The organism is Streptomyces sp. NPDC003284 (assembly GCF_053589675.1).
The window spans coordinates 531735-547397 of record NZ_JBSFSI010000002.1; the positions used below are offsets into that span (position 1 = coordinate 531735).

The following is a 15663-nucleotide window of genomic DNA, read 5'->3' on the forward strand; positions in this document are numbered from 1 at the left end:
GGGGATGACCGCATCCGTTCCCGAACAGTGCGGTAATGGTTGCAGGGCCCGTACTGTGGGTTCTGTCGCAGAGCTGTGAGCTGGAGTCCGTCAGAAGGGGGCGCGCGAAGCCCATGAGCGGTGTCATGAAGCGTATGGGGATGATCTTCCGCGCGAAGGCGAACAAGGCCCTTGACCGGGCCGAGGACCCGCGCGAAACCCTCGATTACTCGTACCAGAAGCAGCTTGAGCTGCTCCAGAAGGTCCGCCGCGGCGTCGCCGACGTGGCGACCAGCCGCAAGCGCCTGGAGCTCCAGCTGAACCAGCTCCAGCAGCAGTCCGGCAAGCTGGAGGACCAGGGCCGCAAGGCGCTCGCGCTCGGCCGTGAGGACCTCGCCCGCGAGGCGCTGTCCCGCCGTGCCGCGCTCCAGCAGCAGGTGACGGACCTGGAGACGCAGCACTCCACGCTCCAGGGCGAGGAGGAGAAGCTCACCCTGGCGGCCCAGCGGCTCCAGGCGAAGGTGGACGCCTTCCGCACCCGCAAGGAGACCATCAAGGCGACCTACACGGCGGCCCAGGCGCAGACCCGGATCGGCGAGGCGTTCTCCGGCATCTCCGAGGAGATGGGCGACGTCGGCCTGGCCATCCAGCGTGCCGAGGACAAGACCGCGCAGCTCCAGGCCCGCGCCGGTGCGATCGACGAGCTGCTGGCCTCCGGTGCCCTGGACGACCCCACCGGCATGGCCAAGGACGACATCGCCGCCGAGCTGGACCGCATCTCCGGTGGTACGGATGTGGAGCTGGAGCTTCAGCGCATGAAGGCCGAGCTGGCCGGTGGCTCCTCCGCCGACCGCCAGGCCATCGAGGGCGGCCAGGGTCAGGCCCAGCCCCAGTCCCAGCAGCAGCCGCAGGACACCCCGCGCTTCGACAAGCAATGAGCACCGTGGCCCCGGCCACCCCGCCGAGGAGGGCGACATGATCGTACGGATCATGGGGGAGGGACAGGTGAGGCTGGCCGACGACCACCTCGCCGAACTGGACGAGCTGGACGACGAGCTCCTGGCCGAGATGGAGAAGGGCGACGGCCCCGGTTTCCGCCGGACCCTGTCCGCCCTCCTCACCAAGGTCCGGGAGCTGGGCGAGCCCCTCCCGGACGACGCCCTGGAGCCGTCCGAGCTGATCCTGCCCGCCCCGGACGCCGGCCTGGACGACGTACGCGCCATGCTCAGCGACGACGGCCTCATCCCCAACTGAACCCCGCTCGGTGCCCGGCCCCCGCCCGGGGTCCGGCCGCCGGGCAGGGCGCCCGCGCCGGGGGAACACGCGGCGCGCGGTGAACGGAGCGTCGGTCCCCGGCCGTGGGCGGCTTGCGCGAGCGGGAGCCGATGGCCCGGCCCGTAGTTCTCGGACGGTCGTACACCGGACCGCGGGGTCGCGGCTCTCCACACCCACGCACCCCGTGCGAGAGCCCCACGCGGCCCCGCCGGTCGCACGCACCGGCTGGCCGGTCGGCCGCGCACCTCTCCGCAGCCCACGGGCCCCACGGGCCACCCCCGCCCCGCTTCCCGCCGGACGTGCCCGTGTCCGGTGTGCTCCCCGTACCGTTGGCAGGCGTGAGCCCCCTCGACCGCATGCGCAGCCGGCTGACGGCGCACCCCTTCGCGCTGGACGCGGCCATCGCCGCGGGAGCGCTGATCTGCATGGTCGCCGGTTCCTTCGTGGAGCCGCGCGGCGAGCACGGCGTCAGCTGGGCGGTGCGCCATCCGGAACCGATCAGCCTGGTGCTGATGGCGCTCGGCGCCGCCGCGCTCGTCTTCCGCCGCCGCGCCCCGCGCGCCGTGCTCGCGGTCACCGGCGCCGTCTCGCTGGCCGGCTGCCTCACCGGCGACCCGCGCGCGCCCGTCGCCATGGCGGCCGTCATCGCCCTGTACACCGTCGCCGCCACCACCGACCGCCCCACCACCTGGCGCCTGGGCCTGTCCACCATGACCGTGCTGACCGGGGCCGCCATGCTCGGCGGCCCCGAGCCCTGGTACGCCCAGGAGAACCTCGCCATCTTCGCCTGGACCGGCATGGCCGCAGCGGGCGGCGACGCCGTCCGCAGCCGCCGCGCCTTCGTCAGCGCCATCCGCGAACGCGCCGAGCGCGCCGAACGCACCCGCGAGGAGGAGGCCCGCCGCCGCGTCGTCGAGGAGCGCCTGCGCATCGCCCGCGACCTGCACGACGTGGTCGCCCACCACATCGCGCTGGTCAATGTGCAGGCCGGGGTCGCCGCCCACATCATGGACAAGCGCCCCGACCAGGCCAAGGAGGCCCTCGCCCATGTCCGCGAGGCCGGCCGCTCCGCGCTGAACGAACTGCGCGCCACGGTCGGGCTGCTGCGGCAGTCCGACGACCCCGAGGCCCCCACCGAACCGGCCCCCGGCCTGGACCGGCTCGACGACCTCGTCGGCACCTTCCGCAGCGCGGGCCTGCGCGTCGAGGTCGCCCGCTCCGACGGCGGCGCCCCGCTGCCCGCCGCCGTCGACCTGGCCGCGTTCCGCATCGTCCAGGAGGCCCTGACCAATGTGCAGAAGCACGCGGGCAGCGGGGCCGCGGCCGAGGTCAGCGTCGTACGGGTCGGACCGAACGTGGAGATCACCGTGCTGGACGACGGCGCGGGCGCGGACGGCGCCCCCGGCGCCGACGGGGGCGGCCACGGGCTGCTCGGCATGCGCGAGCGGGTCACCGCCCTGCGCGGCACCCTCACCACCGGCCCCCGCTACGGCAGCGGCTTCCGCGTCCATGCGATCCTTCCCGTCAGGACCGGCACCGGCACCGGCACGACCGCCCGTACCGGCGGCACCGGCACGACCGCCCGTTCCGGCGGCACCGGAACCACCGGAACCCGCACCCCCGGTGAGCCCGGCACCGGTCCCCGCACCGCCCGCACCCGCACCCGCGCCCCGGGGGACCCCGTATGACCATCCGTGTCCTGCTCGCCGACGACCAGGCACTGCTGCGCAGCGCCTTCCGCGTGCTCGTCGACTCCGAGCCCGACATGGAGGTGGTCGGCGAGGCGACCGAGGGCACCGAGGCGGTGCGCCTGGCCAAGGAGCAGCGCGCCGACGTCGTCCTCATGGACATCCGGATGCCGGGCACCGACGGCCTCGCCGCCACCCGCCTGATCAGCGCCGACCCGGCCCTCGACCAGGTCCGCGTGGTCATCCTGACCACCTTCGAGGTCGACGACTACGTGGTGCAGTCGCTGCGCGCGGGCGCCTCCGGCTTCCTCGGCAAGGGCAGCGAACCCGAGGAACTGCTGCACGCCATCCGCACAGCCGCCGCCGGGGAGGCCCTGCTGTCCCCGGCGGCCACCAAGGGCCTCATCGCCCGCTTCCTCGCCCAGGGCGACGGCACGGACGACGGCCGCGACCCGGTCCGCTCCGCCCGCCTCGACGCGCTCACCGGCCGCGAACGCGAGGTGCTCGTCCAGGTCGCCGGGGGCCACTCCAACGACGAGATCGCCGAACGCCTCACGGTCAGCCCGCTGACCGTGAAGACACACGTCAACCGGGCCATGGCCAAGCTGGGCGCCCGCGACCGCGCCCAGCTCGTCGTGATCGCCTACGAGTCCGGTCTGGTCCGCCCCCGGGTGGACTGAGCCCCCTCCACCCCCGGTACATCCAGGGGTGGAGCGGCCTCTACCCGGGCGTACTGCGGCCGGAGTAGGCGTACCGCGCGGAATTGGACCAGGGGGCTACGGATCACCGGGTGTCCATGCCCGAGGGTGTAGGGGTGGGCGCTGCTGCGCGCCCGTGCCGCTCCTGCCGCTCCCGGCGCTCACAGAAGAGAGACCCTGACCCATGTCCTGGCTGTCCAGATTCAGCCTCGCGCAGCGGGCGCTGATCGGGCTGATCTCGATCGTCGCGCTCGTCTTCGGGGCCATCGCGATCCCCCAGCTCAAGCAGCAGCTGCTGCCCAGCATCGAACTTCCCGTGGTGTCCGTCCTCGCGCCCTACCAGGGTGCCTCCCCGGACGTCGTGGAGAAGCAGGTCGTCGAGCCCCTAGAGAACAACATCAAGGCCGTCGACGGCATCACCGGCGTCACCGCCACCGCCAGCGAGGGCAGCGCCGTGATCACGGCGTCCTTCGAGTACGGCAACGACACCCAGCAGCTCGTCGCCAACGTCCAGCAGGCCGTCAACCGCTCGCGCGCCCTGCTCCCGAACGACGTCGACCCGCAGGTCGTCGCCGGTTCCACCGACGACATACCCACCGTGGTCCTCGCCGTGACCTCCGGCAAGGACCAGCAGGCGCTCGCCGACCAGCTCGACAGGACGGTCGTCCCGGCCCTGAAGAACGTCGACGGCGTCGGCCAGGTCACCGTGGACGGCGTACGCGACCTCCAGGTCACCGTCACCCCCGACGACGCGAAGCTCGCCGGTGCGGGCCTCACCACCGCCGATCTGGCCCAGGCGCTCCAGGCGGGCGGGGCCACCGTCCCGGCCGGATCCTTCGACGAGGGCGGCGCCGGCCGGACCGTCCAGGTCGGCGGCGGGTTCACCTCGCTGAAGCAGATCGAGGACCTGCGGATCACCGGTCAGGCCGGTGCCGGGCAGGCCGGCCCCGGCGCGGGCAAGGCACCGGCCCGTCTCGGCGATGTCGCCACCGTGCGGCAGCAGCCCGCCAAGGCCGACTCCATCACCCGTACCGACGGCCGTCCCAGCCTCGCTGTCGCGGTCACCCTGGACCACGACGGCAGCGCGGTCGCCGTCTCGGACGCCGTCCGGGACAAGCTGCCCGAGCTGCGCAAGAGCCTCGGCTCCGACGCGAAGATCACCACGGTCAGCGACCAGGGCCCGGCCGTCTCCAAGTCCATCGAGGGCCTGACCACCGAGGGCGCGCTCGGTCTGCTCTTCGCCGTCCTGGTCATCCTGGTCTTCCTGGCGTCGCTGCGCTCCACGCTGGTGACGGCGGTCTCGATCCCGCTCTCCGTGGTCATCACCCTGATCGTCCTGTGGACCCGCGACCTGTCGCTGAACGTCCTGACCCTGGGCGCCCTGACCATCGCCATCGGCCGGGTCGTCGACGACTCGATCGTGGTCCTGGAGAACATCCGCCGCCACCTCGGCTACGGCGAGGAGCGCCGCGAGGCCATCCTGGGCGCCGTGCGCGAGGTCGCCGGGGCGGTGACCTCCTCGACGCTGACCACGGTCGCCGTGTTCCTGCCGATCGGGCTGGTCGGCGGTCTGGTGGGCGAGCTGTTCGGCCCGTTCAGCATCACCGTGACGGTGGCGCTGCTGGCCTCGCTGCTGGTGTCGCTGACGGTCGTGCCGGTCCTGTCGTACTGGTTCCTGCGCGCCCCGAAGAACACGCCCGCCGATCCGGCGGAGGCGCGCCGCAAGGCGGAGGAGAAGGAGGCCGACAGCCGTCTCCAGCGCTTCTACGTGCCGGTCCTGCGCTTCGCGACCCGCCGCCGCCTCACCAGTGTGCTGATCGCGGTGGTCGTGCTGGTCGGCACCTTCGGCCTGGCGCCGCTGCTGAAGACCAACTTCTTCGACCCGGGCGACCAGAAGGTGCTCAGCGTCAAGCAGGAGCTGAAGCCGGGCACCAGCCTGGCGGCCACCGACGCGCAGGCGAAGAAGGTCGAGAAGCTGCTCTCCGGCACCAAGGGCGTCAAGGACTACCAGGTGACGGTCGGTTCCTCCGGCTTCCTGGCGGCCTTCGGCGGCTCCACGGACGCCAACCACGCCTCCTACCAGGTGATGCTGGAGGACTCCGCCTCGGCCGAGGACGTCCGCAAGGACATCGAGTCCGGGCTGCACAAGCTGTCCGGCATCGGCACCACCACCGTCAACGCCGGTGACGGCTTCGGCGACCAGGACCTGAAGGTCGTCGTCAAGGCGCCGGACGCGAAGTCGCTGCGGGACGCGGCCGAGCAGGTCCGCAAGGCGGTCGCCGGACTCGACGACGTCAGCGACGTCACCAGCGACCTGTCGCAGAGCGTGCCCCGCGTCTCGGTGCGGGCCAATGACAAGGCGGCCGCGGCCGGTTTCACCCAGCAGACCCTCGGCGCGGCCGTCGCCCAGGCGGTGCGCGGCACCACGGCCGCCAAGGCGGTCCTGGGCGACACCGAGCGGGACATCGTGATCAAGTCGGCGAAGCCCGCCGAGACGCTGTCCCAGCTGCGGAACCTGCGGCTCGGTCCGGTGAAGCTCGGTGACATCGCCACCGTCGAACTGGTCGACGGGCCGGTCTCCATGACCCGTATCGACGGCCAGCGCGCGGCGACCGTCACCGCCAAGCCGGTCGGTGACAACACCGGCGCGGTCAGCTCCAAGCTCCAGTCGAAGGTCAAGGCGCTGGACCTCCCGGCGGGCGCGACCGCCGAGATCGGCGGTGTCACCTCCGACCAGGACGACGCCTTCAAGAACCTGGGCCTGGCCCTGCTGGCGGCCGTCGCCATCGTGTTCATGCTGCTGGTGGCGACCTTCCGCTCGCTGGCCCAGCCGCTGATCCTGCTGGTGTCCATCCCGTTCGCGGCCACCGGCGCGCTCGGCCTGCTCATCGCCACCGGCACCCCGCTGGGCGTGCCCGCGATGATCGGCATGCTGATGCTGGTCGGCATCGTGGTCACCAACGCGATCGTGCTGATCGACCTCATCAACCAGTACCGCCGACAGGGTTACGGCGTCGTCGAGGCCGTCGTGGAGGGCGGCCGCCACCGCCTCCGCCCGATCCTCATGACGGCCCTGGCGACGATCTTCGCCCTGCTCCCCATGGCCCTCGGCGTCACCGGCCAGGGCGGCTTCATCGCCCAGCCGCTCGCCGTGGTCGTGATCGGCGGCCTGATCACCTCCACCCTCCTGACCCTCCTCCTCGTCCCGACCCTCTACGCCATGCTCGAACTCCGCAAGGAACGCCGGGCCGAGAAGCGCGAGGCGAAGCGGACCACCAGGACGGAGACGGAAGACCTGGAACCGGCGGGCGTCTGACACCCCCTCACCACCAGAGACGGCCGGACCTCCGCGGAGGCCCGGCCGTCTCGTTTCGCGCGTGCCCCGCCCGGGGCGCCACGGACAGGCCCGCGGTCAGGGGTCAGGGTCAGGCGGGCGGGGTGCCGGGGCGGGCGTCGTACGCGGCGCGGGCGGCGTCGATGCGGGTCAGGTGGGCGATGCTCCACTCCAGCAGGGGTGCGGTGGCTTCGCGGAGGGTCCTGCCCATCGGAGTGAGTTCGTAACTGACGTGCGGTGGCATGACATTGCGGACGGTCCGGGTGAGGATCCCATCGCGTTCCAGGCCGCGCAGGGTGACGGTGAGCATGCGCTGGCTGATCCCGTCGACCGCCCGCTTGAGTTCGGTGAAGCGGCGTGGCCCCTGGCTGAGGTTGCGCACGATCAGCAGCGACCACTTGTCGCCGACGATGCCGAGCACTTCACGGGCCTTGCACGGGTCCTCCGGCTGTGCCGCCCGCGACGCGCCGCCCGCTGTGCCGTCCATGGTTACCTCCAGAGAACCAGGGCACCTAAATGTGCCTTATTGATCGGGGTGCGGCAGGTGCAGCACGATTATCACGGTTCCCCAAGAGTACCGAGGCACGAACAGGAACCGTGATGGTCCCGTGCCGTCACGCCCCGAAGAGGAAGAGACATCCCCTCATGGCAACTTTTCTGCTGGTACACGGTGCCTGGCACAGCGGCCGGTGCTGGGAGCGGGTGGCCCCCCTGCTGGAGGCGGCCGGACACCGCGTGTTCGCGCCCTCGCTGACCGGCTACGGCGACAAGGCACACCTGCTCGGCCCCGAGGTGGGGCTCGACACGCATGTCGAGGACGTCGTGGAGCTGATCCGCGAGGAGGACCTGAGCGAGGTGGTGCTCGTGGGGCACAGCTACGCGGGGCTGGTCGTCTCGTCCGTGGCCAACGAGGTGCCGGAACGGATCGCGCATCTGGTGTACCTGGACGCGATGGTCCCGGAGCACGGCGAGACCGCCGTCGACGTGCAGCCCATGACCCAGAACCTGATCGACCTGGCCGCCGGGTCCGGCAACGGCTGGCGCATCCCGCCGCTGCCCGAGCTGCCCGCGCCCTTCGGGCTGTTCGGGGTCACCGACCCGGCGGACATGGCATGGCTGCGTGCGACGCTCTCCGACCAGCCGGTGGACTGCCTGCGGCAACCGGTCCGGCTGGACAACCCCGCCTCGGACTCGGTTCCGCGTACGCACATCCACTGTGTCGGCGCGGAGCCGGAGGGCATTGTGCGGCGGCCCGTCCCCGCGACACAGCCCAACGGCTCCCCGGCACGGATACGGGAACTGCCGACCGGACACGACTGCATGATCACTATGCCGTCGGCCCTGAGCGAACTGCTCCTGGAATCCACTCCCGGCCGGCATCCGGCCCGCGACGGCGCCGACGAGCCGGACAAGGCCCGCCACTGACGGACGGTGAACCCGGGCCACGCATCCGCCCGCTCCAACGAGCCGGGCTGCACCGCCGCTACGAGCGAAGGGCCGGGCATCCCCTCGCCTTCGCCCGCATCACCGCAGCCCTCATCGGCCACCGCCGACCCGTCAACTGGAACGACGTCTCAGAAGGAGACTTGTCCCTGCTCGTCCGCTGGTTCGTACGCCACGACCTGTTGGACGAACCAGGACATGATCCCGGCGATCTCCTCGGAACGATCCGCCAACACCTCGAGAGGGAACGACGGGCGCAGTTCGAGCTTCGCCTCTGCCAGCTCGATCCCCGGGACGGCATTCAGGCGGGACATGAATTCCTGACGCAGTCCGCTGTCGTCGAAAGGCGGCCTGGAACGCATGTACTGGAAGACGACCTCGACCGTGCCGAACACAGGGTAGAGGGTGAACGGCCAGATGGCGGCGGCACGGGACGCGGACTCCTTGCGGAGCATCAGGAAGCAGCTCGTCTCGGTCGCCTTGCCGTAGTCGAGATGGCAGCCGGGCGCGAGCGCCTTCCATGACTGGAGGAACGCGAGGATGGCGTCGGCGGCGTCGGGCCGGTTCGCCCGCAGCAGTTCGGTGAAGCGCGCGGCACGCGCATCGAACGTGCTGCCCGGGGCCACCTGATCGGGGGAGCTGCTGGACGTTCCGATCTCGGGCACCTCTTTGCCCAGGAGCGATGCGAGGTCCTCCGCGGTCAGGCGATGGGAACTGCGCGCCTTCCCGCTGGAGTCGAACGGCACCCCTTCTGCGTGGAGGAGCGTCAGAGGGTTGCCGCCGTGTTCGTCGTTCGGCCAGCGGAATGAAGCGGAGACCCGTCCGGCGGCGGTCAGGACCCGGTAGGCCCCCCGCACGCCGGCCTTCGTGGCGAGGAAGTTGCCGACGGAGACAGGGTGGCTGCCGATCAGTTCGGCAATGTCCCCGTAAGTGGTCCAGGTGCCGGTGGGCATGGCGATCAGCGCGGCGCGCAGATCGGCCCATCCCGTCCACTCATCGCTGTCGGCGCGTTGCTCGCCCTCGGGGCCGGGCCACAGGGAGACGGCACGCGCCGCCAGGTTGTCGGCACGTTCCAGGATCTCTCTGCGGCCCCACCGGCGTGTCCCGGCGATCTCCTGGTTCATCCGGAGCGAACTCGCTTCCAGGATCTGTTGCTTCCGCTGGAAGGGGTGGTTGGAGAGTTTTGTGTTCTCGGCCGAGAGCGTCAGGTTTCCCAAGGTGTGAACCAGCAGATCGTGCAGTTCCTGAGGAGTCTGGCCGTCGTCCGAATCCTCGGCGAGGACATCGATCCAGGCCTGGGCCGGCCGCTGCGGCAGCACGTGCTCCACCGTGAACTTGGCCTGCTTGAAGTCCACGGGCTCCGCAGAGCCGTAACTCTCCTCCAGCCGCTCCAGGACGTACGCACGTTGCGGTGCTTGTCCGTTCCAGTAGAACGGCTTGCTGCGGATCCCTGCGGCCACCTCGGCGTCGGTGGGCCAGCCGCGGCGCCGGCCCGAGAGATAGCGCTGCACCGCCTCCGCGGCCGGGCGGTCGGCCTCCATGTCACCCGGCATCGACATGAAGAGCCGGTTCAGGCTCTGGGTGCTGGTCTGGCACAGCATGCGGCGGACCAGGAATCCTTCCACGTAGCCGAGGGCTTTCGCCGCCTCGTCGGCCTGGGCGCGCCCGGCGTCCACGAGATCGAGCAGGTGGAGTGCGATCGGATAGTGGATCCGTCCGCCCCAGCGGGCAAGGTGGCGAAGCTGCCGGCGCAGCTCGTCATGCGGCTCCAGGGCGGGATCGAGGATCCGCCCCAGCAGCTCGGCGCGCCGGGCGAGCTCGCTGATCTCCTTCTCCAGCGCCTCCTCGTTCCCCGCCAGCGGTTCGAGTCGCTGCTGCTGAACGCGGTAGATGTCGGTCTGCTTCGTCTTGCTCTCGCCGCGTACGACGAGGTCGAGCCAGACGAGGAGTTCCAGATTCTTGGGCCCCAATTGCTGCTGCATGGGCAGCCACAGCTGCTCGTACACACGCTCCCCCCGGCCCGGGAGCAGCATGAACACATAGTTGCGGAGCAGGTCGCTCTGGCTGAGGCCGACGCCGGTGTTGTTGATCGATTCGAAGATCCGGTACACGTTGTCACCGCGCTCGGCGGTGATCTCCACGATGGAGAGCAGATCCCGTAGAGCGATCTCCACCGCGTTCGTCCACTCCGCGCCGTGCTGCTCCTGGCCGCTCGCCAGCACGCCGCGGAAGAACCGGTAGGAGGCTCCGATGTTGTCGGCGCCGCCCGAACGGGGGCTGTTGGAGACGCAGGCTCCGTAGGACGCCCGGTCGGCCTGGGTGGGAAGCAGCCGGAAGTGCTCGTCGCCCTCCAGGAACTCGTTGACGAGGTACTGGCGGTGGATGCGGTCGGCCGTTCGCGCGGAGCCGTCGGCCGCCGAATCCCTGATGTGGTCGCGCAACGCGGTGAACGCCAGCATGATCGTCGTGATCCGCTGCTGCCCGTCCACGACGAGCCAGCGTTGCACTCCTCCGGCCTGCAACTGGCCCGGGGCAAGAACGACGGAGCCGAGGAAGTGCGAGGCGGGCCTGCCGCCTTCGAGCTGCTGCTCGACCAGATCGCTCAGGTCGTCCCACAGCCGTTCCAACTGCTTGCGCGTCCAACTGTAGGTCCGCTGGTAGAGCGGTACCTGAAACTGCTTCTCCCCCTGAACGAGCTTCAAAAAGGTGATCTCTTGCGCGCGCAAGGAGCGGCCCCCCTCGATTGTGAACGTCCTGCCCGGCGGCCTCGCGCCCTGTGACGTCTCTCTGTCACGAGCGTAGTGCGCGGTTTCGCCGCCCATGGTCCGGTCGGGGAAGCCGCAGGGCTCCGTGAAATCGTCGGGCGCACCGTGACGCCTGCCCTCGGTATCGGGAACCGTTCCCCCGATCGTGGCGCGAAAGAGGCGCCCCCGGCCGCCGTGCAGCGGTCGGGGGCGCCCCTTGTCGTCTCTCGGGTCCCTACGGCAGCTACGGCAGCGCCAGCATCCGTTCCAGCGCCAGCTTCGCGTAGGTCTCCGTCTCCTTGTCGACCTGGATGTGGTTGACGAGGGTGCCCTCGGCCAGGGATTCCAGGGTCCAGACGAGGTGGGGGAGGTCGATGCGGTTCATCGTCGAGCAGAAGCAGACCGTCTTGTCGAGGAAGACGATCTCCTTGTCCTCGGGGGCGAAACGGTTCGCCAGGCGGCGGACCAGGTTCAGCTCCGTGCCGATGGCCCACTTGGAACCGGCCGGGGCCGCCTCCAGCGCCTTGATGATGTACTCCGTCGAGCCGACGTGGTCCGCGGCGGAGACCACCTCGTGCCTGCACTCGGGGTGCACCAGGACGTTCACCCCGGGGATGCGGGCGCGGACGTCGTTCACCGAGTCCAGGCTGAAGCGGCCGTGCACCGAGCAGTGCCCGCGCCACAGGATCATCTTCGCGGCGCGCAGCTCCTCGGCGCTCAGCCCGCCGTTCGGCCGGTGCGGGTTGTAGACGACGCAGTCCTCCAGGGACATGCCCATGTCCCGCACCGCCGTGTTGCGGCCCAGGTGCTGGTCGGGCAGGAAGAGGACCTTCTCGCCCTGCCGGAAGGCCCACTCCAGGGCCCGCTCCGCGTTCGACGAGGTGCAGATGGTGCCGCCGTGCCGCCCGGTGAACGCCTTGATGTCGGCCGAGGAGTTCATGTACGAGACGGGGACGACCTGCTCGGCGACGCCCGCCTCGGTCAGCACGTCCCAGCACTCGGCGACCTGCTCGGCCGTCGCCATGTCGGCCATCGAGCAGCCGGCCGCCAGATCCGGCAGGACCACCTTCTGCGCGTCGTTCGTCAGGATGTCCGCGGACTCCGCCATGAAGTGCACACCGCAGAAGACGATGTACTCGGCCTCCGGCCGCGCCGCCGCGTCCCGGGCCAGCTTGAAGGAGTCGCCCGTGACGTCGGCGAACTGGATGACCTCGTCGCGCTGGTAGTGGTGGCCGAGGACGAAGACCTTGTTCCCGAGCTTCTCCTTGGCCGCGCGGGCGCGCGCCACGAGGTCCGGGTCGGACGCTGCGGGGAGGTCGCCGGGGCACTCGACGCCGCGCTCGCTCCTCGGGTCGGCCTCGCGGCCGAGCAGCAACAGGGCGAGGGGCGTCGGCTGAACGTCGAGCTCCTGGGTCTGGGCGGTGGTCACGACACGCACCCTTTCTACTTTTCGTCTAATTGACGCTATCTATCATAACCGCTTCACGTCACTTTGACGATGGCCATCGTGTCGATGTGACGTGAATCCCGGCGCCCGGCCACTGCGCGCACTTTCGGGTATGTGCGAGCATGAAGTGGACGAGCGGGACGAGCGGCACGCGCGTGGAGCCGCGTGGAACACCGAAAAGCACGCGCCCGGCCCGGAATGAATGCGTGGCCCCACCGGTTGAACTCGTCGGCAAGCAGTCTCCGTACAACCCGGGAGAGATGTAGATGTCCGTATCGGACGAGACCACCACCGTCACCGACGGCATCGTCCTGACCGACGCCGCCGCGGCGAAGGTCAAGGCCCTGCTCGACCAGGAAGGCCGCGACGACCTCGCCCTGCGGGTCGCCGTCCAGCCCGGCGGCTGCTCCGGCCTGCGCTACCAGCTCTTCTTCGACGAGCGCTCCCTCGACGGGGACGTCGTGAAGGACTTCGGTGGCGTCAAGGTCGTCACCGACCGCATGAGCGCCCCCTACCTGGGCGGCGCCACCGTCGACTTCGTGGACACCATCGAGAAGCAGGGCTTCACGATCGACAACCCGAACGCGACGGGCTCGTGCGCCTGCGGCGACTCCTTCAGCTGAGCCGCACCCCCGCCGCGACGGGAAGCGAACAGACGAACGACGGAAGGCGGCAGCCCCCCAGGGGCTGCCGCCTTCCGCTGTTCCTCACCGCGCCGCGCCGCCCGGCCCGGCGCCCCGGTCACCGCACCGGCGTCCCCGACTGGGGCAGCCCGGCGCCCGCGGCCCGGGACGGGATCGCCCGGCCGTCCGGGCCGACCACCGTCCGCTCCCCGAGCGGCCGGTCCAGGTGCACGGTCCGGTGGTACACCTTGGCGATCATGATGCAGACCTTGCCCTGCCAGGGCGTCTCGGTCACCGTGACGGTCACCCGCCCGGAGTCCTCCTTCGCCGACACCCGGTAGTCGGCGCACACGCCGCCCTCGAAGGTCACCGTCAGCTCGTCGCCGCTGACGCTGTACCCGGCCGGGTGCACCTCACGGGTGGCCGGGGCGGTGGTCGCGCCCGGTCCGCTCGGCCGGGGCTCCGGCTGCCCGGACGGCGGGGCGGGCGTGGTCAGGTACCTCGGGTCGACGGCCGGATACGTCACCGTGAACGGGGACTGCCCGGCCGCCGCGCGCACCTGGAACAGCCAGGACGGCACCAGCGTCTGCCGCCCCCCGGAGGGGTGCGCCGCCAGCCCGAACACGGCCTTCTCGACGGTCAGGGTGGTCCGTGTACCGCCGCCCGGGGCGGAGGAGGGGCCCCCGGCCGTCTTCCCGCCCGTGGCGGACGGGTCGCACGGCGCCGTCGGCCGGTCCTTCGTACGGTCCTTCGCCGGGTCCTCCAGCGGTACGGGAGCGGCGCACCCGCCGATGCCGCCGCCCCCGCCGGTGCCCGGCGCCGCGTTCAGCAGGTCCAGCGTCCGGCGCGCGTCCAGCACGGGGTACGTGTCGCCCTTCACCGGTGCCTTCAGCTGCCCGCCGGCGGCCAGCACCTCGCCCTGCGGACCGAGCGTCAGGCTGGTCGTCCAGCCCTGCGTGGGCAGCCCGCCGACCACCGGATCGGCCTCGACCACCCGCTGGGCGCCCTGCGTCCGGCTCGCGTCCACCGACGCGCCGTCCTGTCCCGCCGCCTTCAGCACCGGGGCCGCCGCCTTCCGTGCCGCGGCCTCGCTCACCGGGTGCGCGGCGGGCGCGGCGGGGTCGTGGCGGCACATCAGGCCCTTGCAGTCGTCGGTGCCCGGCAGATACCGGTCGAACGTCCAGGTCCCCGGCGCCGCCCGGCCGACCCGCAGCACCGGACCGGCGCCGTCCTTGACGTTCCCGATCCGCCACCCCTGGGCGTCGGCCACCGGAGTGCCCGCCACCCCGAGCGCCGCGGCGAGCCGCGCCGCCTCCTCGCGGGTGACCTCGCCCCGCGCCGCGTACACCGGAGCCGAACCGGGCCCCTCGGGCAGGGCGCCCGCCGCCCGGTACGTGGTGCCGTACGGGTCCGGCTCACCGGGCGCGATGCCGTTCGAGCCGCCGTTCGAGCCACCGGCGGGGCCCGCGCCGTCCGTGCCCGGTGCCGACCGGGCGGCGGTCGCGGTGTGGTCGTCCAGCGCCAGCGGCGGGGGAGTGCTGTGGCCGCCGGACGCCGCGGCGCCCGTACGGCCGTCGCCGGAGCCGCCCGTCGCGCCCATGGCCAGATACGTCCCGCCGCCGCCCGCCAGCAGCACGGCGGCGGCCACCGAGGCGGCGACCAGCGGCGGACGGCCCCGCCGGAAGCGCCCGCCGCCCCCGTCGTCCGGGCTCCGCCCGCCGTCGCGGTCACCGCCTCCGCCGCCGCCCCTGCCGTCGTCACCGCCGCCGCGGTCGTCCTGCCCGCCGCCGGCACCGCCCGCGGGCCCCGCGGCATCCGCGGTCGCCGCCTTCGCCGCGTCCTCGTGGTCCGGTCGCTCGGTGTTCACCGCATCGCTCCTTCGCCTGCGCAGCCGTCCGGTGACCCTGACCCGGCCCTGACAAAGTCGACGGCCGACGGGTCGTGTCCCGTATCCCCCTCACGGGGGACAGCGATGGGACGCGCCGGAGGAGCGCCCGGTTCCACCCGCCGCGACGGATCCCGCGACGGATCCCGCGACGGATCCCGCGACAGCTCCCGCAACGGACCCGTGACCGCTCGGGCGCCGCACTCCGCTCAGTCGCCGTACTCCGACATCCCCTCCAGCAGCCGGGCGGACGTGTCCGGGACCGATACGCCGTGGATGCGGGCGGGGGACACCGCCGTCGGGTCCGCTCCGGCCTTCCGGGCGGGAGCCGACCAGCGCGGGGCCATCCGGGCGCCGTCCCCGCGCAGCGACGCCAGATCACCGTCCAGGTCGCCGCCCGGATCGCCGCCCGGGGCGGTACGGACGGGAACGGCATGGAGCTCTTCGTTCGTCATGAGGGAACCGTAAGCACGGCACACCCCGCCGAGAAAGATCTACTATCGGGTAGTTTCGCCCGCTTCAGCACTCCGCGCCGAACGGGTAGCGT

At 71.7% G+C, this 15663-nt stretch carries 12 protein-coding genes; 7 read left to right on the plus strand and 5 right to left on the minus strand.

Annotated elements, in window-relative coordinates:
• Positions 1 to 113: 113 nt before the first annotated feature.
• From ACWDYF_RS05880 to ACWDYF_RS05900, 5 genes are all read left to right on the plus strand, one after another.
• On the plus strand, positions 114 to 917 hold the full coding sequence (locus ACWDYF_RS05880) for a PspA/IM30 family protein (RefSeq protein ID WP_381743688.1): 804 nt from the start codon (positions 114 to 116) through the stop codon (positions 915 to 917).
• Between the two features lie 37 nt (positions 918 to 954).
• Positions 955 to 1233, plus strand: a complete 279-nt coding sequence (gene pspAA / locus ACWDYF_RS05885; RefSeq protein WP_018567396.1) for a PspA-associated protein PspAA — start codon at positions 955 to 957, stop codon at positions 1231 to 1233.
• Between the two features lie 359 nt (positions 1234 to 1592).
• Complete coding sequence (locus ACWDYF_RS05890) at positions 1593 to 2942, plus strand: sensor histidine kinase (RefSeq protein ID WP_389466927.1); 1350 nt, start codon at positions 1593 to 1595, stop codon at positions 2940 to 2942.
• The gene (locus tag ACWDYF_RS05895; RefSeq protein ID WP_018567398.1) at positions 2939 to 3622 is read left to right on the plus strand and encodes a response regulator; all 684 of its coding nucleotides are present in this window, start codon (positions 2939 to 2941) and stop codon (positions 3620 to 3622) included. The genes ACWDYF_RS05890 and ACWDYF_RS05895 overlap by 4 nt, the downstream gene beginning before the upstream one ends.
• A 202-nt stretch (positions 3623 to 3824) precedes the next feature.
• Positions 3825 to 6956: an efflux RND transporter permease subunit gene (locus ACWDYF_RS05900; RefSeq protein ID WP_389466924.1), complete on the plus strand. Its 3132-nt coding sequence runs from the start codon at positions 3825 to 3827 to the stop codon at positions 6954 to 6956.
• 109 nt (positions 6957 to 7065) lie between these two features.
• On the opposite strand, the gene ACWDYF_RS05905 is transcribed toward ACWDYF_RS05900, so the two are convergent.
• A complete protein-coding gene (locus tag ACWDYF_RS05905; RefSeq protein ID WP_381743690.1) occupies positions 7066 to 7461 on the minus strand; it encodes a winged helix-turn-helix transcriptional regulator in 396 nt (131 codons plus the stop codon).
• A gap of 158 nt (positions 7462 to 7619) precedes the next feature.
• Between ACWDYF_RS05905 and ACWDYF_RS05910 the strand changes: the two genes are divergently transcribed.
• Complete coding sequence (locus ACWDYF_RS05910; protein ID WP_389466921.1) at positions 7620 to 8399, plus strand: alpha/beta fold hydrolase; 780 nt, start codon at positions 7620 to 7622, stop codon at positions 8397 to 8399.
• A gap of 149 nt (positions 8400 to 8548) precedes the next feature.
• Here ACWDYF_RS05910 and ACWDYF_RS05915 read toward each other — a convergent pair whose 3' ends face one another.
• On the minus strand, positions 8549 to 11143 hold the full coding sequence (locus ACWDYF_RS05915) for a GmrSD restriction endonuclease domain-containing protein (protein ID WP_389466918.1): 2595 nt from the start codon (positions 11141 to 11143) through the stop codon (positions 8549 to 8551).
• A gap of 262 nt (positions 11144 to 11405) precedes the next feature.
• Positions 11406 to 12590 carry a quinolinate synthase NadA gene (gene nadA, locus ACWDYF_RS05920; RefSeq protein ID WP_389466916.1) on the minus strand — a complete coding sequence of 395 codons (1185 nt, stop codon included), beginning with the start codon at positions 12588 to 12590 and terminating at the stop codon, positions 11406 to 11408.
• 284 nt (positions 12591 to 12874) lie between these two features.
• Here nadA and erpA point away from each other — a divergent pair, with 284 nt between their 5' ends.
• Positions 12875 to 13231, plus strand: coding sequence for an iron-sulfur cluster insertion protein ErpA (gene erpA, locus ACWDYF_RS05925; RefSeq protein ID WP_018567404.1), 357 nt, complete (start codon positions 12875 to 12877; stop codon positions 13229 to 13231).
• A gap of 118 nt (positions 13232 to 13349) precedes the next feature.
• Here erpA and ACWDYF_RS05930 read toward each other — a convergent pair whose 3' ends face one another.
• The gene (locus ACWDYF_RS05930; RefSeq protein WP_389466914.1) at positions 13350 to 15098 is read right to left on the minus strand and encodes a hypothetical protein; all 1749 of its coding nucleotides are present in this window, start codon (positions 15096 to 15098) and stop codon (positions 13350 to 13352) included.
• A 227-nt stretch (positions 15099 to 15325) separates the two neighbouring features.
• Positions 15326 to 15571 (minus strand): hypothetical protein, encoded by a 246-nt coding sequence (locus ACWDYF_RS05935; RefSeq protein ID WP_037893496.1) that lies wholly within the window; start codon positions 15569 to 15571, stop codon positions 15326 to 15328.
• Positions 15572 to 15663: the final 92 nt, after the last annotated feature.